This window comes from Qipengyuania sp. JC766 (genome assembly GCF_040717445.1).
Lineage (GTDB): Bacteria > Pseudomonadota > Alphaproteobacteria > Sphingomonadales > Sphingomonadaceae > JC766.
In genome coordinates, this window is sequence record NZ_JBFEFL010000001.1 from 2,482,565 (window position 1) to 2,504,100 (window position 21,536).

Genomic DNA, 21,536 nt, shown 5'->3' on the forward strand with positions numbered 1-21,536 from the left:
GTCCTATGTGTCTCTGACCAAGGAGATGAAAATGCCCAAGCTGAAGACCAAGAGCGGTGTGAAGAAACGCTTCAAGATCACCGCCAATGGCAAGGTCAAGCACGGTGTTGCCGGCAAGCGCCACCGCCTGATCAGCCACAATGCGAAGTATATCCGCCAGAACCGCGGTACCGACGTGCTGGCCGAAGCCGACACGAAGGTCATCAAGAAGAAATGGGCCCCGTACGGGCTCGACTGATTCACCGCGCTAAAGGAGATATACCATGCCACGCATCAAGCGCGGGACGACCACCCGCACCAAGCACAAGCGGCTTCTGGAACAGGCGAAGGGCTATCGCGGCCGTCGCAAGAACACCATTCGCATCGCGCGTCAGGCCGTCGAAAAGGCGGGCCAGTACGCCTATCGCGACCGCAAGATCAAGAAGCGCAATTTCCGCGCTCTCTGGATCCAGCGCATTAACGCGGCCGTGCGCGCCGAAGGCCTGACCTATTCGCAGTTCATGCACGGCGTTAAGCTCGCCGGCATCGAACTCGACCGCAAGGTCATGGCCGACCTCGCCATGAACGAGGAAGCCGCGTTCAAGTCGATCATCTCGCAGGCCAAGGACGCGCTTCCGGCCTGATCCCGAGACCGTTTCGAAAAGAGGAAGCGCCATCCCGCCCGGGTTGGCGCTTTTTCTTTGCCCGCCATTCGTCTAGCGAGCCTCCCGATATGAGCACCGAACAGGAAACCAAAGTCACCGACACGCTGGAGCGGCTGCACCGCGCCGATAGCGTCGAGGATGTCGAAGCCATCCGGGTAGAGGCGCTGGGCAAGCAGGGCTGGCTCAACCAGCTGATGAAGACGCTCGGCAAGATGAGCCCGGACGAGCGCCAGACCGAGGGGCCGCGCCTGCAGGGGATGCGGGGGCGGGTGGCCGAGGCGATCGAGGATCGCAAGGCGGTGCTGGAAGCGGCGGCGCTGGAAGCGCAGCTGGCGCGCGAGACGGTGGACCTGACGCTGCCCGCGCCCGAGACGCCGCGCGGCACGGTCCACCCGGTCAGCCAGGTCATGGACGAACTGTCTGAAATCTTTGCGGATCTCGGCTTCTCCGTCGCCACGGGGCCGGAGATCGAGGACGACTGGCATAACTTCACTGCGCTCAACATGGCCGAGACCCACCCGGCCCGCGCGATGCACGATACCTTCTATTTCCCCGACACGCGCCCCATGGCGAGTGTACACGCGGATGCGGAAGAAGCGCTCGATGGTACGCCGGACGCAGGCCTGAACGCCGGTGCGGCGCGTATGCTGCTGCGTACCCACACCTCCCCGGTCCAGATCCGCGGGATGAAGGAGCAGGGCGCGCCCATCCGGATCATCGCGCCGGGCCGCGTGTATCGCAGCGACAGCGACGCAACGCACACGCCGATGTTCCACCAGATCGAAGGGCTGGTGATCGACGAGGGGATCCATCTCGGCCATCTCAAGTGGACGCTGGAAACCTTCCTCAAGGCGTTCTTCGAGACCGACGACATCGTCCTGCGCCTGCGCCCCAGCTACTTCCCCTTCACCGAGCCGAGCGTGGAAGTCGATGTCGGCTATTCGCGCGACGGTGCGCGCCGGGTCGTGGGCGGCAATGGCGATGCGCCTGGCCATGAATGGATGGAGTTGCTGGGCAGCGGGATGGTCAATCGCCGCGTGCTCGAATTCGCCGGCGTCGATCCGGACCGCTATTCGGGCTTCGCGTGGGGCCTGGGTGTCGACCGTCTCGCCATGCTCAAATACGGGATGGACGATCTGCGCGCCTTCTTCGACGGCGACTATCGCTGGGCGGGCCATTACGGCTTTTCCCCCTTCGACCAGCCGACCCTTTCCGCCGGTGTGGGAGCGCGCGCATGAAGTTCTCGCTCGAATGGCTGACCTATTTCCTCGAGACCGACGCCTCGGTCGAGGAGATCGCCGACGCGCTGAACCGCATCGGCCACGAGGTCGAGGGGATCGACGATCCGGCGGACAGGCTGGAAGGCTTCCGCGTGGCCGAAGTGCTGACCGCGAAGCCGCATCCCGATGCGGACAAGCTGCAGGTGCTGACGGTCGATACGGGGGAAGGCGATCCGCTGACCGTGGTGTGCGGCGCGCCCAATGCGCGCGCCGGCATGAAGGGCGTGCTGGGTCTGCCTGGCGCGGTCGTGCCCGCCAACGGCATGGAGCTTCGCAAGAGCGCCATCCGTGGCGTCGAATCGAACGGCATGATGTGCTCCGTGCGCGAGCTGGAGCTTGGCGACGAGCATGACGGCATCATCGAATTGCCGGACGATGCGCCGGTCGGGCAGAGCTTTGCGCAATATCACGATGCCTCGCCCGTGTTCGACGTGGCGATCACGCCCAACCGGCCGGACTGCATGGGCGTGGCCGGCATCGCGCGCGATCTCGCGGCGGCGGGTCTCGGCACGTTCAAGCCGGTCGAGGTGGAAGCGATCGCGGGCGATTTTGCCTGTCCGGTCGAGATCCGCACGGACGATCCGGAAGGATGCCCCGCCTTCTACGGCCGCGTCATGCGCGGCGTGGACAATACCGGGCCTACGCCCGACTGGATGAAACGCCGGCTGGTCGCCGCAGGCCAGCGGCCGATCTCCCCCGTGGTAGACATCACCAACTACCTGATGCTCGCCTTCGGGCGCCCGGCCCACGCCTACGACCTTGCAAAGCTGAGCGGCCCGGTGGTCGCCCGCCGTGCAAAGGACGGCGAAAAGGTAGAGGCGCTGAACGAGAAGACCTACACGCTCGACCCTACCATGACAGTCATCGCGGACGACAACGGCGTGCACGACATTGCCGGGATCATGGGCGGCGAACATTCGTCCGTCACCGAGGGCACGACCGACCTCCTCCTTGAGATCGCCTATTTCGATCCCGAGCGGATCGGCGTGACCGGCCGGAAGCTGGGCCTCGCCTCCGATGCGCGTACGCGGTTCGAACGCGGTGTCGATCCGGCTTTCCTCGACGATGGCCTCGCCATCCTGACCTCGCTCATCCAGCGCATCTGCGGCGGTGAGGCGAGCGAAGTGGTGCGCGCCGGATCGCCGCCGGCGGAGCCGATGGTGCTGTCCTTCGACCCGGCCCTCACTGCGCGGCTGGGCGGCGTGGAGATTGCCGAGGACCGCCAGCGTGCGATCCTGCAATCGCTCGACTTCGAGGTTGCGGACGACTGGACCGTCACGGTCCCGCTGCGGCGCCACGACGTCGAAGGCCCGGCCGACCTGGTCGAGGAAGTCGTTCGCATCCACGGGCTGGACAAGGTGGAAAGCGTTGCCCTGCCGCGTGTGGAAGGGGTGGCGCGTCCCACCGCCACGCCGTTGCAGATGATGGAGCGCAAGGTCCGCCGCGCTGCTGCGGCACGCGGGCTCAACGAAGCGGTGACCTGGTCCTTCCTGCCGGTGGCCGATGCCGAACATTTCGCCGACGGCGCGCAGCTATGGGTGCTCGACAACCCGATCAGCGAGGACATGAAGGCGATGCGGCCATCGCTGCTGCCGGGCCTGATCGGCGCGGCGAAGCGCAATGCCGACCGCGGCGCCCCGGGGGCGCGGCTGTTCGAAGTGGGGCGGCGCTATTTCCGCGGGGCCGACGGAGCCAGCGACGAGAAGCCGACGCTCGGCGTGGTCCTCTCGGGCGAGAAGACGCCGCGCGGCTGGCAGGCGGGCAAGGCGGCGGCCTTCGATGCCTTCGACGCCAAGGCAGAAGCGATGGCCCTGCTGGATGCGGCCGGTGCGCCGGTCGCGAACCTGATGGTATTCGGGGAGGCGGGCGACCAGTTCCATCCCGGCCAGTCCGCGACGCTGCGGCTGGGCCCGAAGAACGTGCTCGCCCGGTTCGGGGCACTGCATCCCGCGACGCTGAAGGCCTTCGACATGGACGGGCCGGTGGTTGCGGCGGAAATCTATCTCGACGCGATCCCGATGAAGAAGGGCGCTTCGGGCTTCGCCCGCGCCGCATACGCGCCGCCGGCCCTCCAGGCCGTCAAGCGCGATTTCGCCTTCCTCGTCCCCGAAGGACTGGCCGCGGGCGAGCTGCTGAAGGCCGTGCGCGGTGCGGACAAGAAGGCGATCGTGGACGTGCGCGTGTTCGACGTCTTCGCCGGGCAGGGCGTTCCGGAGGGCCGCAAGTCGGTGGCACTGGAAGTCACGCTCCAGCCGGGCGAGAAGAGCTTCACCGACGAGGAAATCAAGGCCGTGAGCGAGCGCATCGTCGCGGCCGCGGGCAAGCTGGATGCGGAGTTGCGCGGATGAAGACGGCTTTTGTGACGGGCGCCACCGCCGGGATCGGCGAGGCCACGGTCCGCACACTGGTGCAGGCCGGTTGGCGCTGCGTCGCCACCGGGCGTCGCAAGGAACGGTTGGACGCGCTGGTCGATGAGCTCGGGACGGACAAGGTCCATCCCGCGCAATTCGACGTGCGCGACGAAGCGGCAATGGATGCCGCGATCGACGCTTTGCCCGATGAGTTCGCGCAGGTGGACCTGCTGGTCAACAATGCCGGGCTGGCGCAGGGGCTGAACCCCGCGCAGGAAGCGGATCTTGCCGACTGGCAGACGATGATCGACACCAATGTGACCGCGATGGTGAAGATCACCCGCAAGCTGCTGCCGAAGCTGATCGAGCGCAAGGGCGCGATCATCGCCATCGGATCGGTCGCGGGCAGCTACGTCTATCCGGGCGGCAACGTCTATGCCGGGTCCAAGGCGTTCGCCAATCACTTCACGCTGGCCCTGCGCGCGGACCTGCACGGCACCGGCGTGCGCGTGACCAGCATCGAGCCGGGCATGGTGGAAACCGAATTCACGCTGGTGCGCACGGGCAGCCAGGAAAAGTCCGATGAGCTCTATCGCGGGTCCGACCCGATGACCGGGCAGGACATCGCCGACACGATCCGCTGGATCGCCGAACTGCCGCCGCATCTCAACGTCAACCGGCTGGAATTGATGCCCGTCAGCCAGGACTTCGCCGGCTTCCGCGTGGCGCGCGCGGCCGACTGATTTTCTCCGTCGCGCGGCCCGGAAGGCCCGCATGACGGAAAGCCAACAGAGAACCGATGACTTCCAACCGCCGCACATTCGCGATCATTTCGCACCCCGACGCGGGCAAGACCACGCTGACCGAAAAGCTGCTGCTGACCGGCGGCGCGATCCATCTTGCGGGCGAGGTGAAGGCGCGCGGGCAGGCGCGGCGGGCGCGCAGCGACTGGATGAAGATCGAGCAGCAGCGCGGCATCTCGGTCACGTCCAGCGTGATGACCTTCGAGCGGGACGGTATCACCTTCAACCTGCTCGACACGCCGGGGCACGAGGATTTCTCCGAGGATACCTATCGCACGCTGACCGCGGTCGACAGCGCGGTGATGGTGATCGACGCGGCCAAGGGGATCGAGCCGCAGACCCGCAAGCTGTTCGAGGTGTGCCGCCTGCGCAGCGTGCCGATCATCACCTTCGTCAACAAGGTGGACCGCGAAGGGCGCCCGGTCTTCGAACTGCTGGACGAGATTGCGGACATGCTGGCGCTGGACGTCAGCCCGCAGATGTTCCCGGTGGGCATGGGCGGCCAGTTCGAAGGTGTGCTTGATTTCGCCAGCGGCGCGGTGGCGCGTCCGGAAGGGCCGAGCAAGGAATTCCAGGGCCGGCGCGATGCCGATCCGGAACTGCCGCAGGAAGTGGCCGACAATGCCGAGCTGGCGCAGATCGGCTATCCCGAATTCGACCTCGACGCTTTCCGTAACGGCGACCTGACGCCGGTCTATTTCGGCAGCGCGCTCAAGAATTTCGGCGTGACCGAACTGATCGAGGCGATCGCCCGGCACGCCCCGCCGCCGCGCGCGCAACCCGCCGACGCGGGCGAGGTCAGCCCGGAACGGGACGAGGTGACCGGCTTCATCTTCAAGGTGCAGGCCAACATGGACCCCAACCACCGCGACCGCATCGCCTTCATGCGGCAGGTGTCGGGCACCTTCAAACGGGGGATGAAGCTGACGCCGAGCGGGCTGGGCAAGCCGATCGCGGTGCATTCGCCGATCCTGTTCTTCGCGCAGGACCGGGAGATCGCCGATACGGCGGTGGCGGGCGACATCATCGGCATCCCCAACCACGGCACGCTGCGGGTGGGCGACACGCTGAGCGAGAAGAACGAGATCCGCTTCACCGGCCTGCCCAATTTCGCGCCGGAAATCCTGCGCCGGGTCCAGCTGAAGGATCCGACCAAGACCAAGCAGCTGCGCAAGGCGCTGGACGACCTGAGCGAGGAAGGCGTGATCCAGGTCTTCTATCCTGAGATCGGCGCGCAGTGGATCGTGGGCGTGGTCGGCCAGCTGCAGCTCGAAGTGCTGATCGCGCGGCTGTCGGCCGAATACAAGGTGGAAGCGGCGCTGGAAGCCGCGCCATTCGCGACCGCGCGCTGGGTCACCGGCGAGCAGGCGGCGCTGGATGAATTCGAAAGCTTCAACCGCGCGAACCTCGCCAAGGACCGCGACGGCGATCTCGTGTTCATGGCGAAGAGCCCGTGGGACGTGGGTTACCAGGAGGAAAAGAACCCGAAGCTCAAATTCTCCGCCACCAAAGAACGGTAAGCGGCCCCTCCCGGCTGCCTAAATTTTAGGCACTGCTTGCCCGCTGGGCAGGCGCACATTGCGCAAAAACGCTCGCAGACTTTCCAAAGCTTTCAAAAACGGCGCCTTTCACGAACTGGCACGCAAATTGCTGCGTCTGCGAATGCCGCGGCGGGCGCGGCGAGCAATTCGTGGGGGACCGATGAAGTTCATCATCGCCATTATCAAGCCGTTCAAGCTCGACGAGGTGCGCGAAGCGCTCGGCGGGATCGGGGTTTCGGGGCTGACGGCCTCGGAAGTGAAAGGCTTCGGCAGGCAGAAGGGCCAGACCGAGATTTATCGCGGGGCCGAATATTCGACCAACATGCTGCCCAAGGTGAAGCTGGAGATCGCGGTGGCCGACGGCCTCGCGGAGCAGGTCGTCGAGACCATCAAGGCGACGGCCAGCACCGAAAGCATCGGCGACGGAAAGATCTTCGTCCTCGACCTGGTCGAATCCGTTCGCATCCGCACCGGCGAGACCGGGGAGACCGCGCTGTGATCCGCGCGCTCTACAGGAGGGAATCCATGACATTTCGCACTATCGCGGGCGCGGCGGCTATCGCCTGCGGCTCGCTTTTCGCCACCGCGGCCATGGCCGCCGCCCCGGCAGCGCCTGCCGTACCCAATCCCGGGAACAATGCCTGGATGATGACGGCCACCGTCCTCGTCATGCTAATGATCCTGCCGGGCCTCGCGCTGTTCTACGGCGGCCTGACCCGCTCCAAGAACATGCTTTCCACCATGACCCAGATCGGCGCGACCGCCGCTCTGGCGATGATCATCTGGGTGATGTGGGGCTTCAGCCTCGCCTTCGGGGACACCGCCTACGAAGGGCCGCTCGGCCTGTTCATCAGCGGCGGCAGCCTGTTCCTCGCAGGGACCGACGCGTCCAGCACGGCCGCGACCTTCACCGACGAGGTCATCAGCAAGTACGTCTTCATCAGCTTCCAGATGACCTTCGCCGCGATCACCGCCGCGCTGATCCTGGGTGCGACGGCGGAGCGCCTGAAATTCGGCGCCCTTATGCTGTTCGTGCCGATCTGGCTGACGATCGTCTACTTTCCCATTGCGCACATGGTCTGGGCTACGGGCGGCCTGCTGTTCGAAGACGGTGCGCTCGACTTTGCGGGCGGCACGGTGGTCCATATCAACGCCGGCGTGTCCGGCCTGGTGCTCGCCTACCTCCTCGGCAAGCGCCGTGGCTGGCCGGCCGAACCGATGATGCCGCACAGCCTGACGCTGACCATGGTCGGCACGGGCCTGCTGTGGGTGGGCTGGTTCGGCTTCAACGCCGGCTCCGCGCTCGAAGCCGACGGATCGGCGGGCCTCGCCATGATCAACACCTTCGTCGCGACGGCTGCCGGTGCGCTGACCTGGATGGTGATCGAGCGGATGGCAGGCCACAAGGGATCGGCGCTCGGCTTCTGCTCGGGCGTGATCGCAGGCCTCGTCGCCGTAACGCCCGCTGCGGGCAACAGCGGCCCGTTCGGCGCAATCCTGCTCGGCATCGTGTCGGCCGCGGTCTGCTACGTCTTCGTCGCCAAGGTGAAGATGAAGTTCGGCTACGACGATTCGCTCGATGCCTTCGGTATCCACGGCATCGGCGGCATCGTCGGCGCGATCGGGACGGCAGTGGTCTACCAGCCCTTCCTGGGTGGCCCGGGCGACGGGTCGACCGCGCTGGGCGCGCAGCTCTGGGTGCAGATATTCAGCGTGCTGGTCACGATTGCATGGGCCGGAATCGGGACGCTCATCGCCGGGTTCATCGTCAAGGCGACGGTCGGCCTGCGGGTGGACGAGGAAACCGAGGTCGAAGGCCTCGACATCCGCGAACACGGAGAGCGCGCCTACAACTGATCGAAGAGGTTCGGTGGGGCCGGGGCATCCTCTCCCGTCCCGGCTCCGCCGCACGACCGACGTTCCTCCTGCGAACGCTGCCTTTCCCGGCCGGGGCGCCCTGCGCTCCGGCCGCTTTTTTTGTGTCAGCCAAGAGGGCGTTTCTGTCTCCAGATGGCTCCGATCACCAGCGCGGCACCGACAATGTAGGCGAAGTTCTCGATCGGCGTTTGGCCCGAGTTAAACAGCTGGGCGCAAACGGATCCAACGACGACGCATAACGCGCCGAAAACGGCCTGCCCTTCCTGCAATTGCCGGAACAAGACATGTCGAAAAATTGCGAATGTCAGAATAGCAGAAAGGGCGCCGGTGGTGACGAGAATGAAGATTGGAATTGGCGATATGTCATTCATGATCGCTCCGCCGCCAAAACAAAATCGGCGCAGCGCTCGCCGATCATGATGCTCGGCGCATTAGTGTTGCCGCTGACGAGACGCGGCATGACCGAAGCGTCGGCGATCCACAGCCTTTCGACCCCGCGAGCCTTCAGCGTCGGATCGACGACCGAGTCCGCGTCCGAGCCCATGCGGCACGTACCGACCGGGTGATAGACGGTGTCCGCGCGGTTGCGGATCAGCTCGTCCAGCGCCGCGTCGTCATCGAGTTCGATGGGATAGCGATCCTGCGGTTCGTAATCGGACAGGGGCGGCGCGGACGCGATCCGGTGGCTGAGGCGAACCCCGGCACGCAGGACGGCCAGGTCGCGCTCATCGCTCAGGAAGGCGGGATCGATTCGCGGCGGATCCGCCGCGTCCGGAGAGTCGAGGCCCACGCTGCCGCGGCTTTCCGGGCGCAGGACGCAGACATGGAGGGAAAAGCCGTGGCCCTTCACCTTCTGCCGCCCGTGATCCTCCAGCATGGCGGGCACAAAATGCCACTGCACGTCGGGTGCCGGCGCATCGGGCATGACGGTCCAGAACCCGCCCGCCTCGGCATAGGGCGTGGTCATGATGCCGGTGCGCTTGCGACGATGTTCGACCATCGCGCGCAGCATCCGCGCGGTACCTTCCAGGCTGTCACCGATCGGAACGGTCGATTCGGTCTGCCAGCTGGAAACGTAATCGACATGGTCCTGCAGGTTCTGGCCGACTGAAGGACTGTCGACCTGAACCCTGATTCCGTGCTCCCGAAGCTGCGCCGCCGGTCCGATGCCGGACAGCATCAGGATCTGGGGGGAGTTGAAGGCACCCGCGGACAGGATCACGCCGCGCCGCGCGGTCAGCGTCTCGCGCCGTCGACCCTTGCGCACGACCACGCCGGTGACGCGGCCGTTTTCGACCAGCAGCCGGTCGACCAGCGTCCTGGTGCGGATGTCGACGTTGAACTGGTCGCGTACCGGCTCGACATAGGCGCGCGAGGCTGACCAGCGCTCGCCATTGCGCTGGGTCACCTGGTAGATGCCGAATCCCGCCTGCGTGTCGTCGTTGAAATCGTGGTTGCGCGGCAATTGCAGCGCGGCGGCGCTTTCGACGAAGGCGTCGCTGGTCGGATTGGTGTAGCGCTGGTCGGACACGAACAGCGGCCCGCCTGCACCGTGATAGTCCGACGCGCCGCGCTCGTTCGCTTCTGCCTTACGGAACCAGGGCAGCACGTCCTCGTAGGACCAGCCCTCGCAACCGAGCGCGGCCCAGTTGTCGTAGTCCCATGCATTGCCGCGGATATAGATCATCGCGTTGATGGCGGACGAACCGCCCAGACCCCGTCCGCGCGGCTGGTACCCGCGCCGGCCGTTGAGGCCTTCCTGCGGCACGGTTTTATACCGATAGTTCTGGCTGCCGCGCAGGAACGGCATGAAGCCGGGGGTGCGCACGCGCATGTCGTTGTTGCGCCCGCCCGCCTCGATCAGGCAGACCTTGCGCGATCCGTCCACCGCCAGCCGGCCGAAGACCGCGCTGCCGCCACTGCCACCGCCGATCACGATATAATCGTATTGCGTCATCGAATATTCTCTCCCTTGAGGGGAGAGGGTTACGCAGCCTCCCGCGTGCCCGCAATCGGGTTTTCTTCTGCAATCGGTCTGCCGGACGGTTCGGGCGCCGGCTCAGGGGCCGTTTCCGAAGCGCGACGGGCCAGCCAGCGCTCGCGGATCATGTCGGACGTTTCGCGGCTGCCGTCATGGGTCCAGCCGGGCTCGCGCAACAGGTAGGACAGCTTGTGTTTCCACGGCGCGCGCCAGATGTCCTGCAGCATCCCGGCCCATTCGTGGAACACGCTCCAGACCAGATTGAAAGTGCCGAGCTGTTTGACGATGCCATAACGGATGGGCTCGTCGCGCCCTTCCGGCTCGAACGTGCCGAACAGCCGGTCCCATACGATGAAGACGCCGGCATAGTTGCGGTCCAGGTAGCGGGGATTGGTCGCATGGTGGACGCGGTGGTGGCTGGGCGTGTTCATCATCGCTTCGAACCAACGCGGCATCCGGTCGATCGCCTCGGTGTGGATCCAGAACTGGTAGATCAGGTTGAACCCGCCGCAGATGGCGATCATCACCGGATGGAACCCCAGCAGCACCAGCGGCAGGGTAAAGACGAAACCCAGTGTCAGGAACCCGGTCCAGCTTTGCCGAAGCGCGGTGCTGAGATTGTAATGCTGGCTCGAATGATGGTTCACGTGGCTGGCCCAGAACCAGCGGACGCGGTGGCCGAAGCGATGCGACCAGTAATAGGCGAGATCGTCCAGCACAAAGCAGAGCGGCCAGGCCCACCAGACCGTCCACCACTGTTCGCCGAAGTCGAACACCCTGAACTGGTAGAGCCACAGGAACAGGCCGAAACCGAGCAGGCCGACCAGCGCCCCGACGACCGTGCTGCCGAGACCGATACCGAGCGAGGTCAGCGTGTCGCGCGGCTCGTAAGCCTCCGGACGGCGCATGCGCGACCAGAGCATTTCCGCCAGCACCAGCAGTACGAATGCCGGAATGGCGTAGGTCACGGGATCGAAATCGGGCATTGCCGGCTCAATCTACGCCATTGGGCGCAATCAGCCAAGCGGGCGCCGCTTCTGCCAGTTGCAGCCGGACCGCGCCGTATCGGCGGTCTCCGCTGTCGACCGACAAGGTGCCGTCCGCGGACACGCGGATCTGGTCGTGACGGATCGTGCGCGCGGCATACCGGGCGCCGTGGACCTTGATGACGGCCAGCCGCCCGTCGCGTGCGCGGACGAGTGCGGAAAGCCCGTCGCGCGCGAGCACGCCCTCTGCCGGGTCGAACCCGTCATCGGCCTCGCGAGCCAGAACCTTTGCTTCCTCGACCCCGCCGATCCGCGTCTCCCCGCCCAGCCGCAGCCACCAGGCGATGCCGAACAGGGCGAAGATCGCCAGGAGCGAGAGGCCGAGTTGCCACGCCATTGCCATGGCACCGGGGTGCCACTGACGGCGAGGCTCGTCCAGCGGCAAGCGCTGCGCAGGGCGGGCAAGGCCGCGGTGGCCCGGCATCGTCCGCGAAGCATACGAAAATGTCATAATTTTGCGCCATCGAGTCACCTGAGGTTAAATTATTCGCGCAACCCGGTTTTGTGCGCTATGGTTTGATCCAGATGGGGGGCGTGCATTTACGCGTGTCTCGCTGTTTTCCCGGCCTGCCGCCTTCCGCCCGCGGCATCCGGGATCGCGAATCGGGCGGAGAATACGAAGGCAATTTTTCAGGTATGGGTTACGATAGAGGCCGGAAGGGCCGCGGACGGGACAAGCGCGACAATATCGGCGGTGACGATTACGATCCGTTCGGTGGTCCGGGCAATTTCGGAAACGAAGGCGGCGGCTACGGCGGTGGCGGTGGCTACGGCGGCGGCGGCGATCGCTGGGGCGGCGGAAACGACCGGGGCGGCTTCGGCGGCGGCGATCGTGGCGGCTTCGGTGGCGGCGGTCCACGTGGCGGCGGTGGCGGTGGCGGGGGTTTCAACCGCATGCCCGCACAGGTCGTCGGCACCGGCAAGGGCGCCGTGAAATTCTTCAACGGCCAGAAGGGCTTCGGCTTCATCCAGCAGGAAGGCGGAGGCGAAGACGTGTTCGTCCATATCAGCGCCGTCGAACGCGCCGGGCTCGAGGGCCTGGCCGAAGGACAGGAGCTCGAATTCAACCTGGTGGATCGCGGCGGCAAGGTGTCCGCGCAGGACCTGCAGATCGTGGGTGACGTCATCCCGGTCGAATCGCGTGGCGGTGGCGATCGGGGCGGTGACCGCGGTGGCGATCGCGGCGGCCCGCCGCAGCGCGAACTGACGGGCGAAAAGGCCGTCGGCACAGTCAAGTTCTTCAACGCGATGAAGGGCTTCGGCTTCCTCGTGCGCGACGACGGACAGCCCGATGCGTTCGTGCACATCAGCGCGGTCGAACGGTCCGGTCTTTCGGCGATTAACGAAGGCGAACGCTACGAGTTCGACCTCGAGGTGGACCGGCGGGGCAAGTATTCCGCGGTGAACCTCGTTCCCTCGTCGGAATAGACATTCCCCGGGCGCATACCCCGTTTGACCGGGGCGGCGCACAGGCATAGATGAAACGGCACATGGCGGCTCCGATGGAGTCGCCATTTGTCTTTCGTTTGGTGAAGATCTGGAGCGTTCATGGCCATCACCCCCCTCATGCCGACCTATCCGCGGTGCGGCGTCCGTCCCGTTCGCGGGGACCACTGTCACCTGATCGACGAGGACGGGACCCGTTATCTCGACTTTGCCAGCGGTATCGCGGTGAACCTGCTGGGCCATAGTCATGAAGGGTTGATCGGTGCGATCCAGCGGCAGGCCGGCACGCTGATGCACGTCTCCAACCTCTATGGCAGCCCGCAAGGCGAATCGCTGGCGCAACGCCTCGTGGACCTGACCTTCGCGGACACGGTCTTCTTCACCAATTCCGGTGCCGAGGCGGTGGAATGCGCGATCAAGACCGCACGTGCCTATCACCAGCACGAAGACGGTGATGCGAACCGGACGGAGCTGATTACCTTCACCAACGCCTTCCACGGACGGACGATGGCGACCATCAGCGCCTCCAACCAGCAGAAGATGCACAAGGGCTTCATGCCGCTGCTGGGCGGTTTCCAGTATTGCGAATTCGACGATCTGGAAGCGGCGCGCAAGCTCGTCGGTCCCAGGACGGCGGGCTTCCTGGTCGAGCCGATCCAGGGCGAAGGCGGTATCCGCCCGGCCAGCCAGGCGTTCATGACCGGCCTTCGCCAGCTGGCGGACGAACACGACCTGATGTTGGTCCTGGACGAGGTCCAGTGCGGCGTCGCGCGCACCGGCACGCTCTACGCCTACGAACAGTACGGGATCGAGCCTGACGTCTTGGCCAGCGCGAAGGGCATCGGCGGCGGTTTCCCGCTCGGCGCCTGCCTCGCCACCGAAAAGGCGGCGCGTGGCATGGGACTGGGCACTCACGGCTCCACCTATGGCGGCAACCCGCTGGCCATGGCGGCTGGCGAAGCGGTCCTGGATGCGGTGGCGAACGAGGAATTCCTCGCCGAAGTCCGCTCCAAGGGCGAACGCATCCGCACGCGGCTGGAACAATTCATCGGCAACTATCCCGACCTGTTCGATTTCGTCCGTGGCAGTGGGCTGATGATCGGCATCCGGATGAAGGTGGAGAGCCGGCCGTTCTTCGTGCACCTGCGCGACAACCACCAGCTGCTGACCGTGGCTGCGGGCGACCAGACGTTGCGCGTCCTGCCGCCGCTGGTCATCGGGGATGCGGAGATCGACGAGTTTTTCGACAAGCTGTCCGCCGGCGCCGCGAGCTTCAAGGTGCCGGAACCGGCCTGATGCCGCACTTCCTCGACCTGTCCGATGCGGGGGGCGACGCGATCGCGGCCATGATTTCGGACGCGCAGGACCGCAAGGCCGCGCGTGCCGGATGGCCGAAGGGGAAACCGGATGCGGATGCGCCGCTAACAGGTCACGTTCTGGGGATGGTGTTCGAGAAGAGCTCCACCCGCACCAGGGTCAGCTTCGACATGGCCATGCGGCAACTTGGCGGTAGCGCGCTCGTGCTCGATGCAGGCACGACCCAGCTCGGCCGGGGCGAAAGCATTGCCGACACGGCTCGCGTCCTCAGCCGCATGGTCGATGCGATCATGATCCGGACGGACGACCACGCGAAGATCGAGGAAATGGCGCACCACGCCAGCGTGCCGGTGATCAACGGTCTGACCGACCGGTCGCACCCGTGCCAGATCGTCGCCGATCTCCTGACGATGATCGAACGGGGCAAGGCGCTGCCGGGGCTTGAACTCGCATGGTTCGGAGACGGCAACAATGTCCTCCATTCGCTGCTGGAAGCGGCCGCCCTGATGAAATTCAACGTGCGCGTCGCCACGCCGGCAGGGTTCGAACCCGATAGCGAATTCGTGGATATGGCACGCGCGGCGGGCTCCAATGTCCTCCTGACGCAGGATGCCGTGGAAGCGGCCGAAGGCGCGGACATCGTCGTTACCGATACGTGGGTCTCGATGGGGCAGGCGAATGTCGAGAACAAGCTCGGCGCGATGCAGCCCTACCGGGTGGACGACGCACTGATGGCAAAGGCCGGACAGGACGCCGTCTTTCTCCATTGCCTGCCTGCCCATATCGGGGATGAAGTGACCGAGAGCGTTTTTGAAAGCGCGAATTCCGCCGTTTTCGACGAAGCCGAGAACCGACTTCATGCGCAGAAGTCCATCCTGCTCTGGTGCTTCGGCAAGCTGGCAGCCCGAACCGGGGCGTGACCGACGGGTAGCGCGCCGCAAGGCTGCACCCCATATCGGGTGCATGACCGAAACACAGCCGACGCCCCCTGCCGTCGAAACCTATTCCGACCGGACGCTTACTTTCACCATTCCCGCGCGCCACGCCCGGGGACGGGCCGTGCGTCTCGACACCGTGCTGAGCGACATTCTCGGACCGCACGACTACCCGCCTGCCATCGCGCACCTGCTGGCAGAGGCCGTCGTGCTGGCCGCGCTGATGGGCAGCCTGGTCAAGGAAGACGGCGCTCAGATGACCATGCAGGCGCAGACGAAAGACGGCATCGTGAAATTGCTGGTCTGCGATTTCCGTGCGGGGGAACTGCGCGGATATGCCGATTTCGATGCCGAGCGACTGGGTGGCCTCGGATCGAACCCCAGCCTGTCGGCGCTGTTCGGCGAAGGATTCTTGGCGATCACGTTCGACCGTCCGGAAGGCAAGGGCCGGTACCAAGGGATCGTGCCGCTGGAAGGCGCGTCCCTGGCAGATGCCTGTGCGGCCTATTTTTTCCAAAGCGAGCAGGTCCCGACCCTGATCCGCACCGCGGTCCGCAGCGATGGCGGCCGTGTGTCGGCGGCCGGCCTGTTGCTGCAGCACCTGCCCGAGGGCGAAGAGGGCAGGGAACGGCTGCACGTGCGGCTCGACCATCCCGAGTGGGAGCATGTCAGTATCCTCGCGGGGACTCTGCGGCATGACGAATTGCTCGACCCTGCGCTGTCGATGGAAGCGATCGTCTGGCGCCTGTTCCATGAAGAGGAAGAGGTCCGGATCGAACGCGACGCGTTGCTCAGGAGGGGATGCCGCTGCTCGGTAGAACATTACCGGACCGTGCTGGCGGGCTTCCCAGAGGCCGATCTTGCCGAAATGCGCAACGAGGAGGGCGTTATCGAGGTCGATTGCGCTTTCTGTTCGCGCATCTTCCCGATTGCCGCCTGATACGCGGTACCGGAACCCGTCGCATTCGCGGGTGTTTTACCAACGAACCCCTTGGAAATTGAATTTGGACGAGAACCGATCATGATCGATGGTCTGACCCGATCGATGGCGTTGCGCGGCGGGTTTGTCGCGCTGGGATTGTTTGCCGCGACCATGCCAGCCACGGCCCAGTCGCCCGAACTCGCCATGCTGGACACGCTGGAAAGCGGGCAGTGGGAACTGCGCTATCGCGGCGATACCCCTTCGACGCGCATGTGCGTACGATCGGGTCGCGACTTCATCCAGATGCGGCATCGCGGACAGCGCTGCAATCGCTACGTCGTAGAGGACGGGCAGAGCAAGGTGACCGTCCAGTACTCGTGCAGCGGCACTAGCTGGGGTCGGACCAGCATCCGCAAGGAAAGCGGACGCCTCGTCCAGATCGAAGGGCAGGGGCGCGCGAACGACCGTAACTTCCAGTTCACGGCGGAAGCTCGCCGCGTTGGTGCCTGCCGCTGAGGACTGCCTGCTGAAGGTCCGATAACGTTTGCCCGGGGCCGCATCTGCGGTTAGCCGGACAGACATGGGTTCGGATCGGAGCGTTTCGGAAAAGTCGGCCGTCGTCCTGCTGTCTGGGGGGCTGGACAGCATGGTTTGCGCCGGGATAGCGCGCGAACAGGGCTATCGCTTGCTCGCTCTGACGGTCGATTACGGTCAGCGGCACATTCGTGAACTGCAGTCGGCCCGCGCGATCGCCGGGAAGCTGGAAGCGGCCAGGCATAGCGAGATCTCGCTGGACCTTCGCAGTTTCGGCGGGTCCGCCCTGACGGACGATATCGATGTCCCGAAGTCCGGGGTCGGTGATGATATCCCGGTCACTTATGTACCGGCGCGAAATCTCGTATTTCTCTCGCTGACGACCGCTTTCGCGGAAGCCAACGGTGCCGCGGATATTTTCATCGGGGTCAATGCGCTCGATTATTCCGGATACCCCGATTGTCGGCCCGAATTCATTTCCAGCTTTACCGAGACCGCCCGGCTTGGCACCAAGAGTGGAACCGAGGGTACGCCCTTCACGATCCATGCGCCGCTGCAGTACATGACCAAGGCGGACATAGCGCGCGAAGCGGACAGGCTGGGGCTTGATCCTGCGTGGAGCTGGTCCTGCTACGATCCGCTTGCGGATGGTCGGGCCTGCGGGGAATGCGACAGTTGCCGTTTGCGCAAGAAGGGGTTTGCGGAAGCGGGACTGGTGGACGGAACGGAATATGGCGACACGAAGATCGCCGACGGGAGAAAATGATGAGCCAGACGGGCGATATTGCCGATGCGGTTGTACCCGAGCCTGCGAAGAAGGTACCCGCATACAGCTGGTACGCGCTGGGCGTCCTCGTGCTGGTGTACGTCCTCAACTTCATCGACCGGCAGATCCTCTCGATCCTGGCAAACGACATCAAGGCCGATCTCGGCCTGACCGACGCCGATCTGGGATTTCTCTACGGAACCGCGTTCGGGGTGTTCTACGCGCTGTTCGGTATTCCGCTTGGACGCCTTGCCGACAGCTGGCATCGTATCCGGCTCATGACCGCGGGTCTCGCGCTCTGGTCGCTCATGACGGCCCTTTCCGGCTTTGCGAAAAACGGATTGCAACTGAGCGCAGCGCGGATCGGTGTCGGGGTCGGTGAGGCGAGCGCTAGCCCCGCCGCCTATTCTTTGATCTCGGACTGGTTTCCCAAGAAGATGCGCGGGACTGCGCTCGCGATTTATTCCGCCGGTTTGTACATCGGCGGTGGCATCTCGCTTCTGATAGGCGGATTGATTGTCGAAGGCTGGAACGCGGCTTATCCCGGTGGCGGACCCTTCGGACTTGTCGGATGGCAGGCCGCATTCATGGCGGTCGGCCTTCCCGGGCTCCTTCTGGCACTTTGGGTTTTCACATTGCGTGAGCCGGTTCGCGGCGCGATCGAAGGCTTGCCCGAAACCAAGGTGGACAAGCCCTTCAGGGGTTTCTTCCAGGAACTTTTCGCCGTCATTCCCCCGCTTACATTCATTGCCGCGTCGCGGCGCGGACCGCGTGCCTTGGCGGGCAACGTGGCAGCGGCGGTAATCATCGCGGCGATTTCCTGGGTGATGGGGTCCCTCACGCAGAACTTCCAGCAATGGGGCGCGATCGGGCTGGGGTATTACGCGGTGGTCTCATGGGCCGCGTCCCTGCGCCACCGCGATCCGCCGACGTTCAAGCTTATCTGGGGCAATCCCGCCTTCCTTTACACCATCCTTGGATACGGAATGGTCGCCTTCGCGTCCTATTCGGTATCCTTCTGGGCAGCCCCCTATGCCGAGCGAGTGCTCGGTGCATCCAAGGCGGTGCTTGGTTTCTGGATAGGCGGTGGCGGCGCGCTCGGCGGCTTCCTGGGCGTGATCATAGGTGGGCGGATGTCCGACTGGCTACGGGAGCGTAATCCAGGCGGCCGTATATTCGTGATCGCCTTCGGCGTTCTAGCGCCCGTTATACCGTTGATCCTCGCCTTTACGACCGAGGATCTGGCGCTGTTCTACTTCCTTAACTTCCTCCTGTCGCTGCTAGGGAGCTCTGCCCTCGGCGCCGCTGCGGCCACCACGCAGGATCTCGTCCTGCCGCGAATGCGGGGAACCGCGACAGCGACCTTCTTCCTGTCGACGACACTCGTGGGTCTTGCCCTTGGCCCGTACATGGCCGGGCAGGTCTCGACGATGACGGGCAGCCTGTCGATCGGCGTACTTTCCGTGCTGGTCGCAGCGCCGATCGGCACGGTCCTCCTGATTCTGGCTTACCGCACGGTGCCCGAAGCGGAGCGGACGCTCTTCGAACGGGCCCGTGCGGCAGGAGAGCCGGCTTAGCTCGCGCGCTGGATGACCCCGCACGCAATGCGCGAACCAGCATCGCCGGAAGGCTGGCTGGTGTAGTCGTCCGCCTGCGCGTGGATCACCACGGCAGAACCGTCTGCGTCGAAAATAGCGTCGGTGATGCGCGACTTACCCGTTCCTAGATCGACGGTGGTGCTGGCGCTACCGCTGGAGCCGACCGTCAGGTTGGGTAGATCGCCCAAGTGAGTGCGCGCGGCGTTGGGGCCGGCATGCGGATTGTTCTGCGGATTGAGATGACCGCCGGCGGATGTGAAGTCCGGCCGGGTACAGGTGCCGGTTTCGTGGACGTGGAAACCGCGTTCGCCTGCCGAGAGTCCGGTCACGGCCAGCGTCATCCGCACTTCGTCTCCGACGGCGAAGATCTGCGCGGTTCCTACTGGCGTGCCGTTCGCAAGCACGATCCGAGCGGACCCGATACGGTCGTCGGGCAGGTCTTCCAGGGTGGTGCAACCGGCCAGCGTGGCGACGGCCGCGGATGCGGCAAGGATTGTACGGATCGTCATTGTCAGTCTCCCCATTCAAAGATGCAGGATACCAACGAAAAAGGGGCCGGATTGCTCCGGCCCCTTTCTAATTTCACCAGATGGTGTGGAATTACATGCCGGCGTTCGGGCCGTAAGTGATTTCCACACGACGGTTGCCGAGTTCGCGGACGCCGTCGCCGGTGGCGATACGCGGACGCGTTTCACCGAAGCCTTCGGAAGAGATCCGGGCGTCGGGGATGCCACGCTGGTTGAGGTAGGCGCGAACCGACGCGTTGCGACGTTCAGCCAGACCTTCGTTATAGCGCGCCGAACCCGAGGTATCGGTGTGACCGGCCAGCATGACCGAAGCCGTGCCGCAGTTGGCGTAGGACGAAACGGCGTTGTTCAGCGTTTCGATGGCCGTGGCGTTGAGGTTCGACTGATCCCAGTCGAAGAACACGAGGTACGGACCACGGGCACAAGCCGGCGGCGGCGGCGGCGGAACCGGGCAAGCCTGGTTCACCGGAATGACCGAGCCGTTCGGGCAGGTCTTGGTCTGCGGCGGCGGCGGCGGAGCCACGACCGGGCAGGTTTCCGTCACGAGGACTTCGGTGCCATTCGGGCAGGTCTTGTACTCCGGCTCCGGAGTGCCGCCGAAGTTGAAGGTCAGCGTGCCAAGAAGCGAGTGCGAACGGAAATCGGCTTCCGCGTCACGGCCCAGCGCATCAACCAGATCAACGTTCTGGTGATTGAAGAACCGATAGCGCAGGCCAACGTCGACCGAGTCGCTCAGCGGTGCGCGAACGCCCGCCAGAAGCTGCCACGCAAATCCTGTGTCCGAATCATCGAAGGCTGAACCAGCGCTTTGGTCGATCGTGAACTGGTACTCCGTGCGAGCGACGCCAGCACCACCGCCAACGAAGCCTTGGATCCCATCATCATCGCCGAAGTCGAGAAGTCCGTTGACCATGAAGCTCAGCGAATTCACGTCGCCGGCAGCGTCATAGAGACCGGCATTGGACGGGCCGAGGCCCGACGAATTGTCACCAGCGAGGCCGACGGGACCGACCGCCAGCTCATCAACGTCGGCTTCGCGCCAAGAGGCTTCAGCTTCGAGTCGAATGCCACCGAAATCGTAGCCCACGATGCCGCCGAAGTCGTAGCCGTAATCGTTGTCGATCGTGGCGAACGTCGAGCTGTCATCGGTATCAACACCACCACCGGCGTCGATGGCAATGTCGGAATCTTCGACGATCATCGGACCGCCACCAAGTTCCACATACCACTGTCCGTCGCGCGCGAGCGCCGGCGAAGCAAGGGCCGTCGAAGCCATCGCCAGTCCTATGACGAGATTGCGCATTATAGAATTCCCCTTTTTACGCGGATTAATTGCCATCGAATGGCGGTTTTCTAACTTTACGAGCGAGGCGAGGCAAGCATTCTGTCAGCGATTCTGTTGCAAGATTGTCGCTCTTTTCCCGGGCTGGTGAAAAAACGAATGCATACCTCCCGTCTCGATCCGGCTAACCAGCGTTGCCTAAAAATGTTCCCCTTAAATATCAGATAATATCCCTGCGGTCCGCAAACTTGCGAGCAGTTGCATAAATGCCGCACGCATTTCCGCGTCGATATTTGTCCCGCCGGACGGGAGCGTCGGAGCATCGGGAGCACGCCATTCATCGCGGTAATGGAGGAATAGCCCCTGCGACAGGTCGAAGGCGCGCAGACCGGGAACGGGCGCGGCGAAATGCCACGAGCCGGCATGCCAACCCGCAATGGTGCCTTCGCGTCCGGCGAAACTTCCGGCAGCCGGATTCGCCACGATCCAGCACTCGCCCGCTTCGGGTGAGGCAGGTGGATCGGGGCGAATGCCCTTCACAACGGGATGCAGCAGCATGTCCGTCCGAACGAAAGCCTCGTTCACGAAGGCTTCCTTCTGCGCCTGTCCGGTGAAAAGCAGCGGGAGGCCGTGGCGGTGGGTGCGGTCGGCGAATGCGATGGGATCGGTCATAGTCTCTGGCTTT

22 protein-coding genes are annotated in these 21,536 nt (G+C 64.7%); 15 read left to right on the forward strand and 7 right to left on the reverse strand.

The features are described from left to right. Positions 1–31 precede the first annotated feature (31 nt). The 8 genes from rpmI to AB1K63_RS11945 all read left to right on the forward strand — a co-directional run bounded on the left by rpmI (position 32) and on the right by AB1K63_RS11945 (position 8,476). Positions 32–238 carry a 50S ribosomal protein L35 gene (gene rpmI / locus AB1K63_RS11910; RefSeq protein WP_366960379.1) on the forward strand — a complete coding sequence of 69 codons (207 nt, stop codon included), beginning with the start codon at positions 32–34 and terminating at the stop codon, positions 236–238. 25 nt (positions 239–263) lie between these two features. Beyond that, positions 264–623 (forward strand): 50S ribosomal protein L20, encoded by a 360-nt coding sequence (rplT, locus tag AB1K63_RS11915; RefSeq protein WP_366960380.1) that lies wholly within the window; start codon positions 264–266, stop codon positions 621–623. 89 nt (positions 624–712) lie between these two features. Beyond that, complete coding sequence (gene pheS, locus AB1K63_RS11920) at positions 713–1,882, forward strand: phenylalanine--tRNA ligase subunit alpha (RefSeq protein ID WP_366960381.1); 1,170 nt, start codon at positions 713–715, stop codon at positions 1,880–1,882. Then, complete coding sequence (gene pheT, locus AB1K63_RS11925; protein ID WP_366960382.1) at positions 1,879–4,272, forward strand: phenylalanine--tRNA ligase subunit beta; 2,394 nt, start codon at positions 1,879–1,881, stop codon at positions 4,270–4,272. The genes pheS and pheT overlap by 4 nt, the downstream gene beginning before the upstream one ends. Beyond that, positions 4,269–5,018 carry an SDR family NAD(P)-dependent oxidoreductase gene (locus AB1K63_RS11930; RefSeq protein WP_366960383.1) on the forward strand — a complete coding sequence of 250 codons (750 nt, stop codon included), beginning with the start codon at positions 4,269–4,271 and terminating at the stop codon, positions 5,016–5,018. Before pheT ends, AB1K63_RS11930 begins: the two co-directional genes overlap by 4 nt. Positions 5,019–5,074: 56 nt before the next feature. Next, positions 5,075–6,598 (forward strand): peptide chain release factor 3, encoded by a 1,524-nt coding sequence (locus AB1K63_RS11935; RefSeq protein ID WP_366960384.1) that lies wholly within the window; start codon positions 5,075–5,077, stop codon positions 6,596–6,598. Between the two features lie 181 nt (positions 6,599–6,779). Beyond that, positions 6,780–7,118, forward strand: coding sequence for a P-II family nitrogen regulator (locus AB1K63_RS11940; RefSeq protein WP_366960385.1), 339 nt, complete (start codon positions 6,780–6,782; stop codon positions 7,116–7,118). A gap of 26 nt (positions 7,119–7,144) precedes the next feature. Continuing rightward, positions 7,145–8,476 carry an ammonium transporter gene (locus AB1K63_RS11945; RefSeq protein WP_366960386.1) on the forward strand — a complete coding sequence of 444 codons (1,332 nt, stop codon included), beginning with the start codon at positions 7,145–7,147 and terminating at the stop codon, positions 8,474–8,476. A 125-nt stretch (positions 8,477–8,601) separates the two neighbouring features. Here the strand turns inward: AB1K63_RS11945 and AB1K63_RS11950 are convergent, their stop codons facing one another. The 4 genes from AB1K63_RS11950 to AB1K63_RS11965 are packed head-to-tail and all read right to left on the reverse strand — an operon-like array spanning position 8,602 to position 11,948. Then, positions 8,602–8,868, reverse strand: a complete 267-nt coding sequence (locus AB1K63_RS11950; protein ID WP_366960387.1) for a hypothetical protein — start codon at positions 8,866–8,868, stop codon at positions 8,602–8,604. After that, positions 8,865–10,454, reverse strand: coding sequence for a GMC family oxidoreductase N-terminal domain-containing protein (locus tag AB1K63_RS11955; RefSeq protein ID WP_366960388.1), 1,590 nt, complete (start codon positions 10,452–10,454; stop codon positions 8,865–8,867). The genes AB1K63_RS11950 and AB1K63_RS11955 overlap by 4 nt, the downstream gene beginning before the upstream one ends. Positions 10,455–10,483: 29 nt before the next feature. Continuing rightward, a complete protein-coding gene (locus tag AB1K63_RS11960) occupies positions 10,484–11,464 on the reverse strand; it encodes a sterol desaturase family protein (protein WP_366960390.1) in 981 nt (326 codons plus the stop codon). 7 nt (positions 11,465–11,471) lie between these two features. Beyond that, a complete protein-coding gene (locus AB1K63_RS11965) occupies positions 11,472–11,948 on the reverse strand; it encodes a hypothetical protein (protein WP_366960391.1) in 477 nt (158 codons plus the stop codon). Between the two features lie 212 nt (positions 11,949–12,160). Here AB1K63_RS11965 and AB1K63_RS11970 point away from each other — a divergent pair, with 212 nt between their 5' ends. From AB1K63_RS11970 to AB1K63_RS12000, 7 genes are all read left to right on the forward strand, one after another. Next, positions 12,161–12,952 (forward strand): cold-shock protein, encoded by a 792-nt coding sequence (locus AB1K63_RS11970; RefSeq protein ID WP_366960392.1) that lies wholly within the window; start codon positions 12,161–12,163, stop codon positions 12,950–12,952. 120 nt (positions 12,953–13,072) lie between these two features. Beyond that, positions 13,073–14,266 (forward strand): aspartate aminotransferase family protein, encoded by a 1,194-nt coding sequence (locus tag AB1K63_RS11975; RefSeq protein WP_366960393.1) that lies wholly within the window; start codon positions 13,073–13,075, stop codon positions 14,264–14,266. Next, a complete protein-coding gene (gene argF / locus AB1K63_RS11980) occupies positions 14,266–15,207 on the forward strand; it encodes an ornithine carbamoyltransferase (protein ID WP_366960394.1) in 942 nt (313 codons plus the stop codon). Before AB1K63_RS11975 ends, argF begins: the two co-directional genes overlap by 1 nt. A gap of 43 nt (positions 15,208–15,250) precedes the next feature. Continuing rightward, the gene (locus AB1K63_RS11985) at positions 15,251–16,162 is read left to right on the forward strand and encodes an Hsp33 family molecular chaperone HslO (RefSeq protein ID WP_366960395.1); all 912 of its coding nucleotides are present in this window, start codon (positions 15,251–15,253) and stop codon (positions 16,160–16,162) included. A gap of 81 nt (positions 16,163–16,243) precedes the next feature. After that, a complete protein-coding gene (locus AB1K63_RS11990) occupies positions 16,244–16,660 on the forward strand; it encodes a DUF3617 family protein (RefSeq protein ID WP_366960397.1) in 417 nt (138 codons plus the stop codon). Positions 16,661–16,724: 64 nt separating this feature from the next. After that, on the forward strand, positions 16,725–17,444 hold the full coding sequence (gene queC, locus AB1K63_RS11995; RefSeq protein WP_366960398.1) for a 7-cyano-7-deazaguanine synthase QueC: 720 nt from the start codon (positions 16,725–16,727) through the stop codon (positions 17,442–17,444). Further along, entirely contained in the window at positions 17,444–19,021 is a 1,578-nt protein-coding gene (locus AB1K63_RS12000) for an MFS transporter (RefSeq protein WP_366960716.1), read from the forward strand. The genes queC and AB1K63_RS12000 overlap by 1 nt, the downstream gene beginning before the upstream one ends. On the opposite strand, the gene AB1K63_RS12005 is transcribed toward AB1K63_RS12000, so the two are convergent. The 3 genes from AB1K63_RS12005 to AB1K63_RS12015 form a co-directional block, all read right to left on the reverse strand. Then, positions 19,018–19,551, reverse strand: coding sequence for a superoxide dismutase family protein (locus tag AB1K63_RS12005; protein ID WP_366960399.1), 534 nt, complete (start codon positions 19,549–19,551; stop codon positions 19,018–19,020). The two genes, AB1K63_RS12000 and AB1K63_RS12005, sit on opposite strands and share 4 nt — an antisense overlap. A 91-nt stretch (positions 19,552–19,642) precedes the next feature. Beyond that, positions 19,643–20,872 (reverse strand): OmpA family protein, encoded by a 1,230-nt coding sequence (locus tag AB1K63_RS12010; protein ID WP_366960400.1) that lies wholly within the window; start codon positions 20,870–20,872, stop codon positions 19,643–19,645. 192 nt (positions 20,873–21,064) lie between these two features. Beyond that, positions 21,065–21,523 (reverse strand): DUF2793 domain-containing protein, encoded by a 459-nt coding sequence (locus AB1K63_RS12015; protein WP_366960401.1) that lies wholly within the window; start codon positions 21,521–21,523, stop codon positions 21,065–21,067. Between the last annotated feature and the right edge of the window lie 13 nt (positions 21,524–21,536).

Excerpts from the sequence above, each read along its gene's own strand:
- AB1K63_RS12005 (WP_366960399.1), bottom strand. The coding sequence starts at position 19,551 with ATGACGATCCGTACAATCCTTGCCGCATCCGCGGCCGTCGCCACGCTG.
- rpmI (WP_366960379.1), top strand. The coding sequence starts at position 32 with ATGCCCAAGCTGAAGACCAAGAGCGGTGTGAAGAAACGCTTCAAGATC.
- AB1K63_RS12015 (WP_366960401.1), bottom strand. The coding sequence starts at position 21,523 with ATGACCGATCCCATCGCATTCGCCGACCGCACCCACCGCCACGGCCTC.
- pheS (WP_366960381.1), top strand. The coding sequence starts at position 713 with ATGAGCACCGAACAGGAAACCAAAGTCACCGACACGCTGGAGCGGCTG.
- AB1K63_RS11935 (WP_366960384.1), top strand. The coding sequence starts at position 5,075 with ATGACTTCCAACCGCCGCACATTCGCGATCATTTCGCACCCCGACGCG.
- AB1K63_RS11960 (WP_366960390.1), bottom strand. The coding sequence starts at position 11,464 with ATGCCCGATTTCGATCCCGTGACCTACGCCATTCCGGCATTCGTACTG.
- argF (WP_366960394.1), top strand. The coding sequence starts at position 14,266 with ATGCCGCACTTCCTCGACCTGTCCGATGCGGGGGGCGACGCGATCGCG.
- AB1K63_RS11940 (WP_366960385.1), top strand. The coding sequence starts at position 6,780 with ATGAAGTTCATCATCGCCATTATCAAGCCGTTCAAGCTCGACGAGGTG.
- AB1K63_RS11950 (WP_366960387.1), bottom strand. The coding sequence starts at position 8,868 with ATGAATGACATATCGCCAATTCCAATCTTCATTCTCGTCACCACCGGC.
- AB1K63_RS11930 (WP_366960383.1), top strand. The coding sequence starts at position 4,269 with ATGAAGACGGCTTTTGTGACGGGCGCCACCGCCGGGATCGGCGAGGCC.
- AB1K63_RS11955 (WP_366960388.1), bottom strand. The coding sequence starts at position 10,454 with ATGACGCAATACGATTATATCGTGATCGGCGGTGGCAGTGGCGGCAGC.
- AB1K63_RS11975 (WP_366960393.1), top strand. The coding sequence starts at position 13,073 with ATGGCCATCACCCCCCTCATGCCGACCTATCCGCGGTGCGGCGTCCGT.
- pheT (WP_366960382.1), top strand. The coding sequence starts at position 1,879 with ATGAAGTTCTCGCTCGAATGGCTGACCTATTTCCTCGAGACCGACGCC.
- AB1K63_RS12010 (WP_366960400.1), bottom strand. The coding sequence starts at position 20,872 with ATGCGCAATCTCGTCATAGGACTGGCGATGGCTTCGACGGCCCTTGCT.
- AB1K63_RS11965 (WP_366960391.1), bottom strand. The coding sequence starts at position 11,948 with ATGCCGGGCCACCGCGGCCTTGCCCGCCCTGCGCAGCGCTTGCCGCTG.
- queC (WP_366960398.1), top strand. The coding sequence starts at position 16,725 with ATGGGTTCGGATCGGAGCGTTTCGGAAAAGTCGGCCGTCGTCCTGCTG.
- rplT (WP_366960380.1), top strand. The coding sequence starts at position 264 with ATGCCACGCATCAAGCGCGGGACGACCACCCGCACCAAGCACAAGCGG.
- AB1K63_RS11985 (WP_366960395.1), top strand. The coding sequence starts at position 15,251 with ATGACCGAAACACAGCCGACGCCCCCTGCCGTCGAAACCTATTCCGAC.
- AB1K63_RS11945 (WP_366960386.1), top strand. The coding sequence starts at position 7,145 with ATGACATTTCGCACTATCGCGGGCGCGGCGGCTATCGCCTGCGGCTCG.
- AB1K63_RS11970 (WP_366960392.1), top strand. The coding sequence starts at position 12,161 with ATGGGTTACGATAGAGGCCGGAAGGGCCGCGGACGGGACAAGCGCGAC.
- AB1K63_RS12000 (WP_366960716.1), top strand. The coding sequence starts at position 17,444 with ATGAGCCAGACGGGCGATATTGCCGATGCGGTTGTACCCGAGCCTGCG.
- AB1K63_RS11990 (WP_366960397.1), top strand. The coding sequence starts at position 16,244 with ATGATCGATGGTCTGACCCGATCGATGGCGTTGCGCGGCGGGTTTGTC.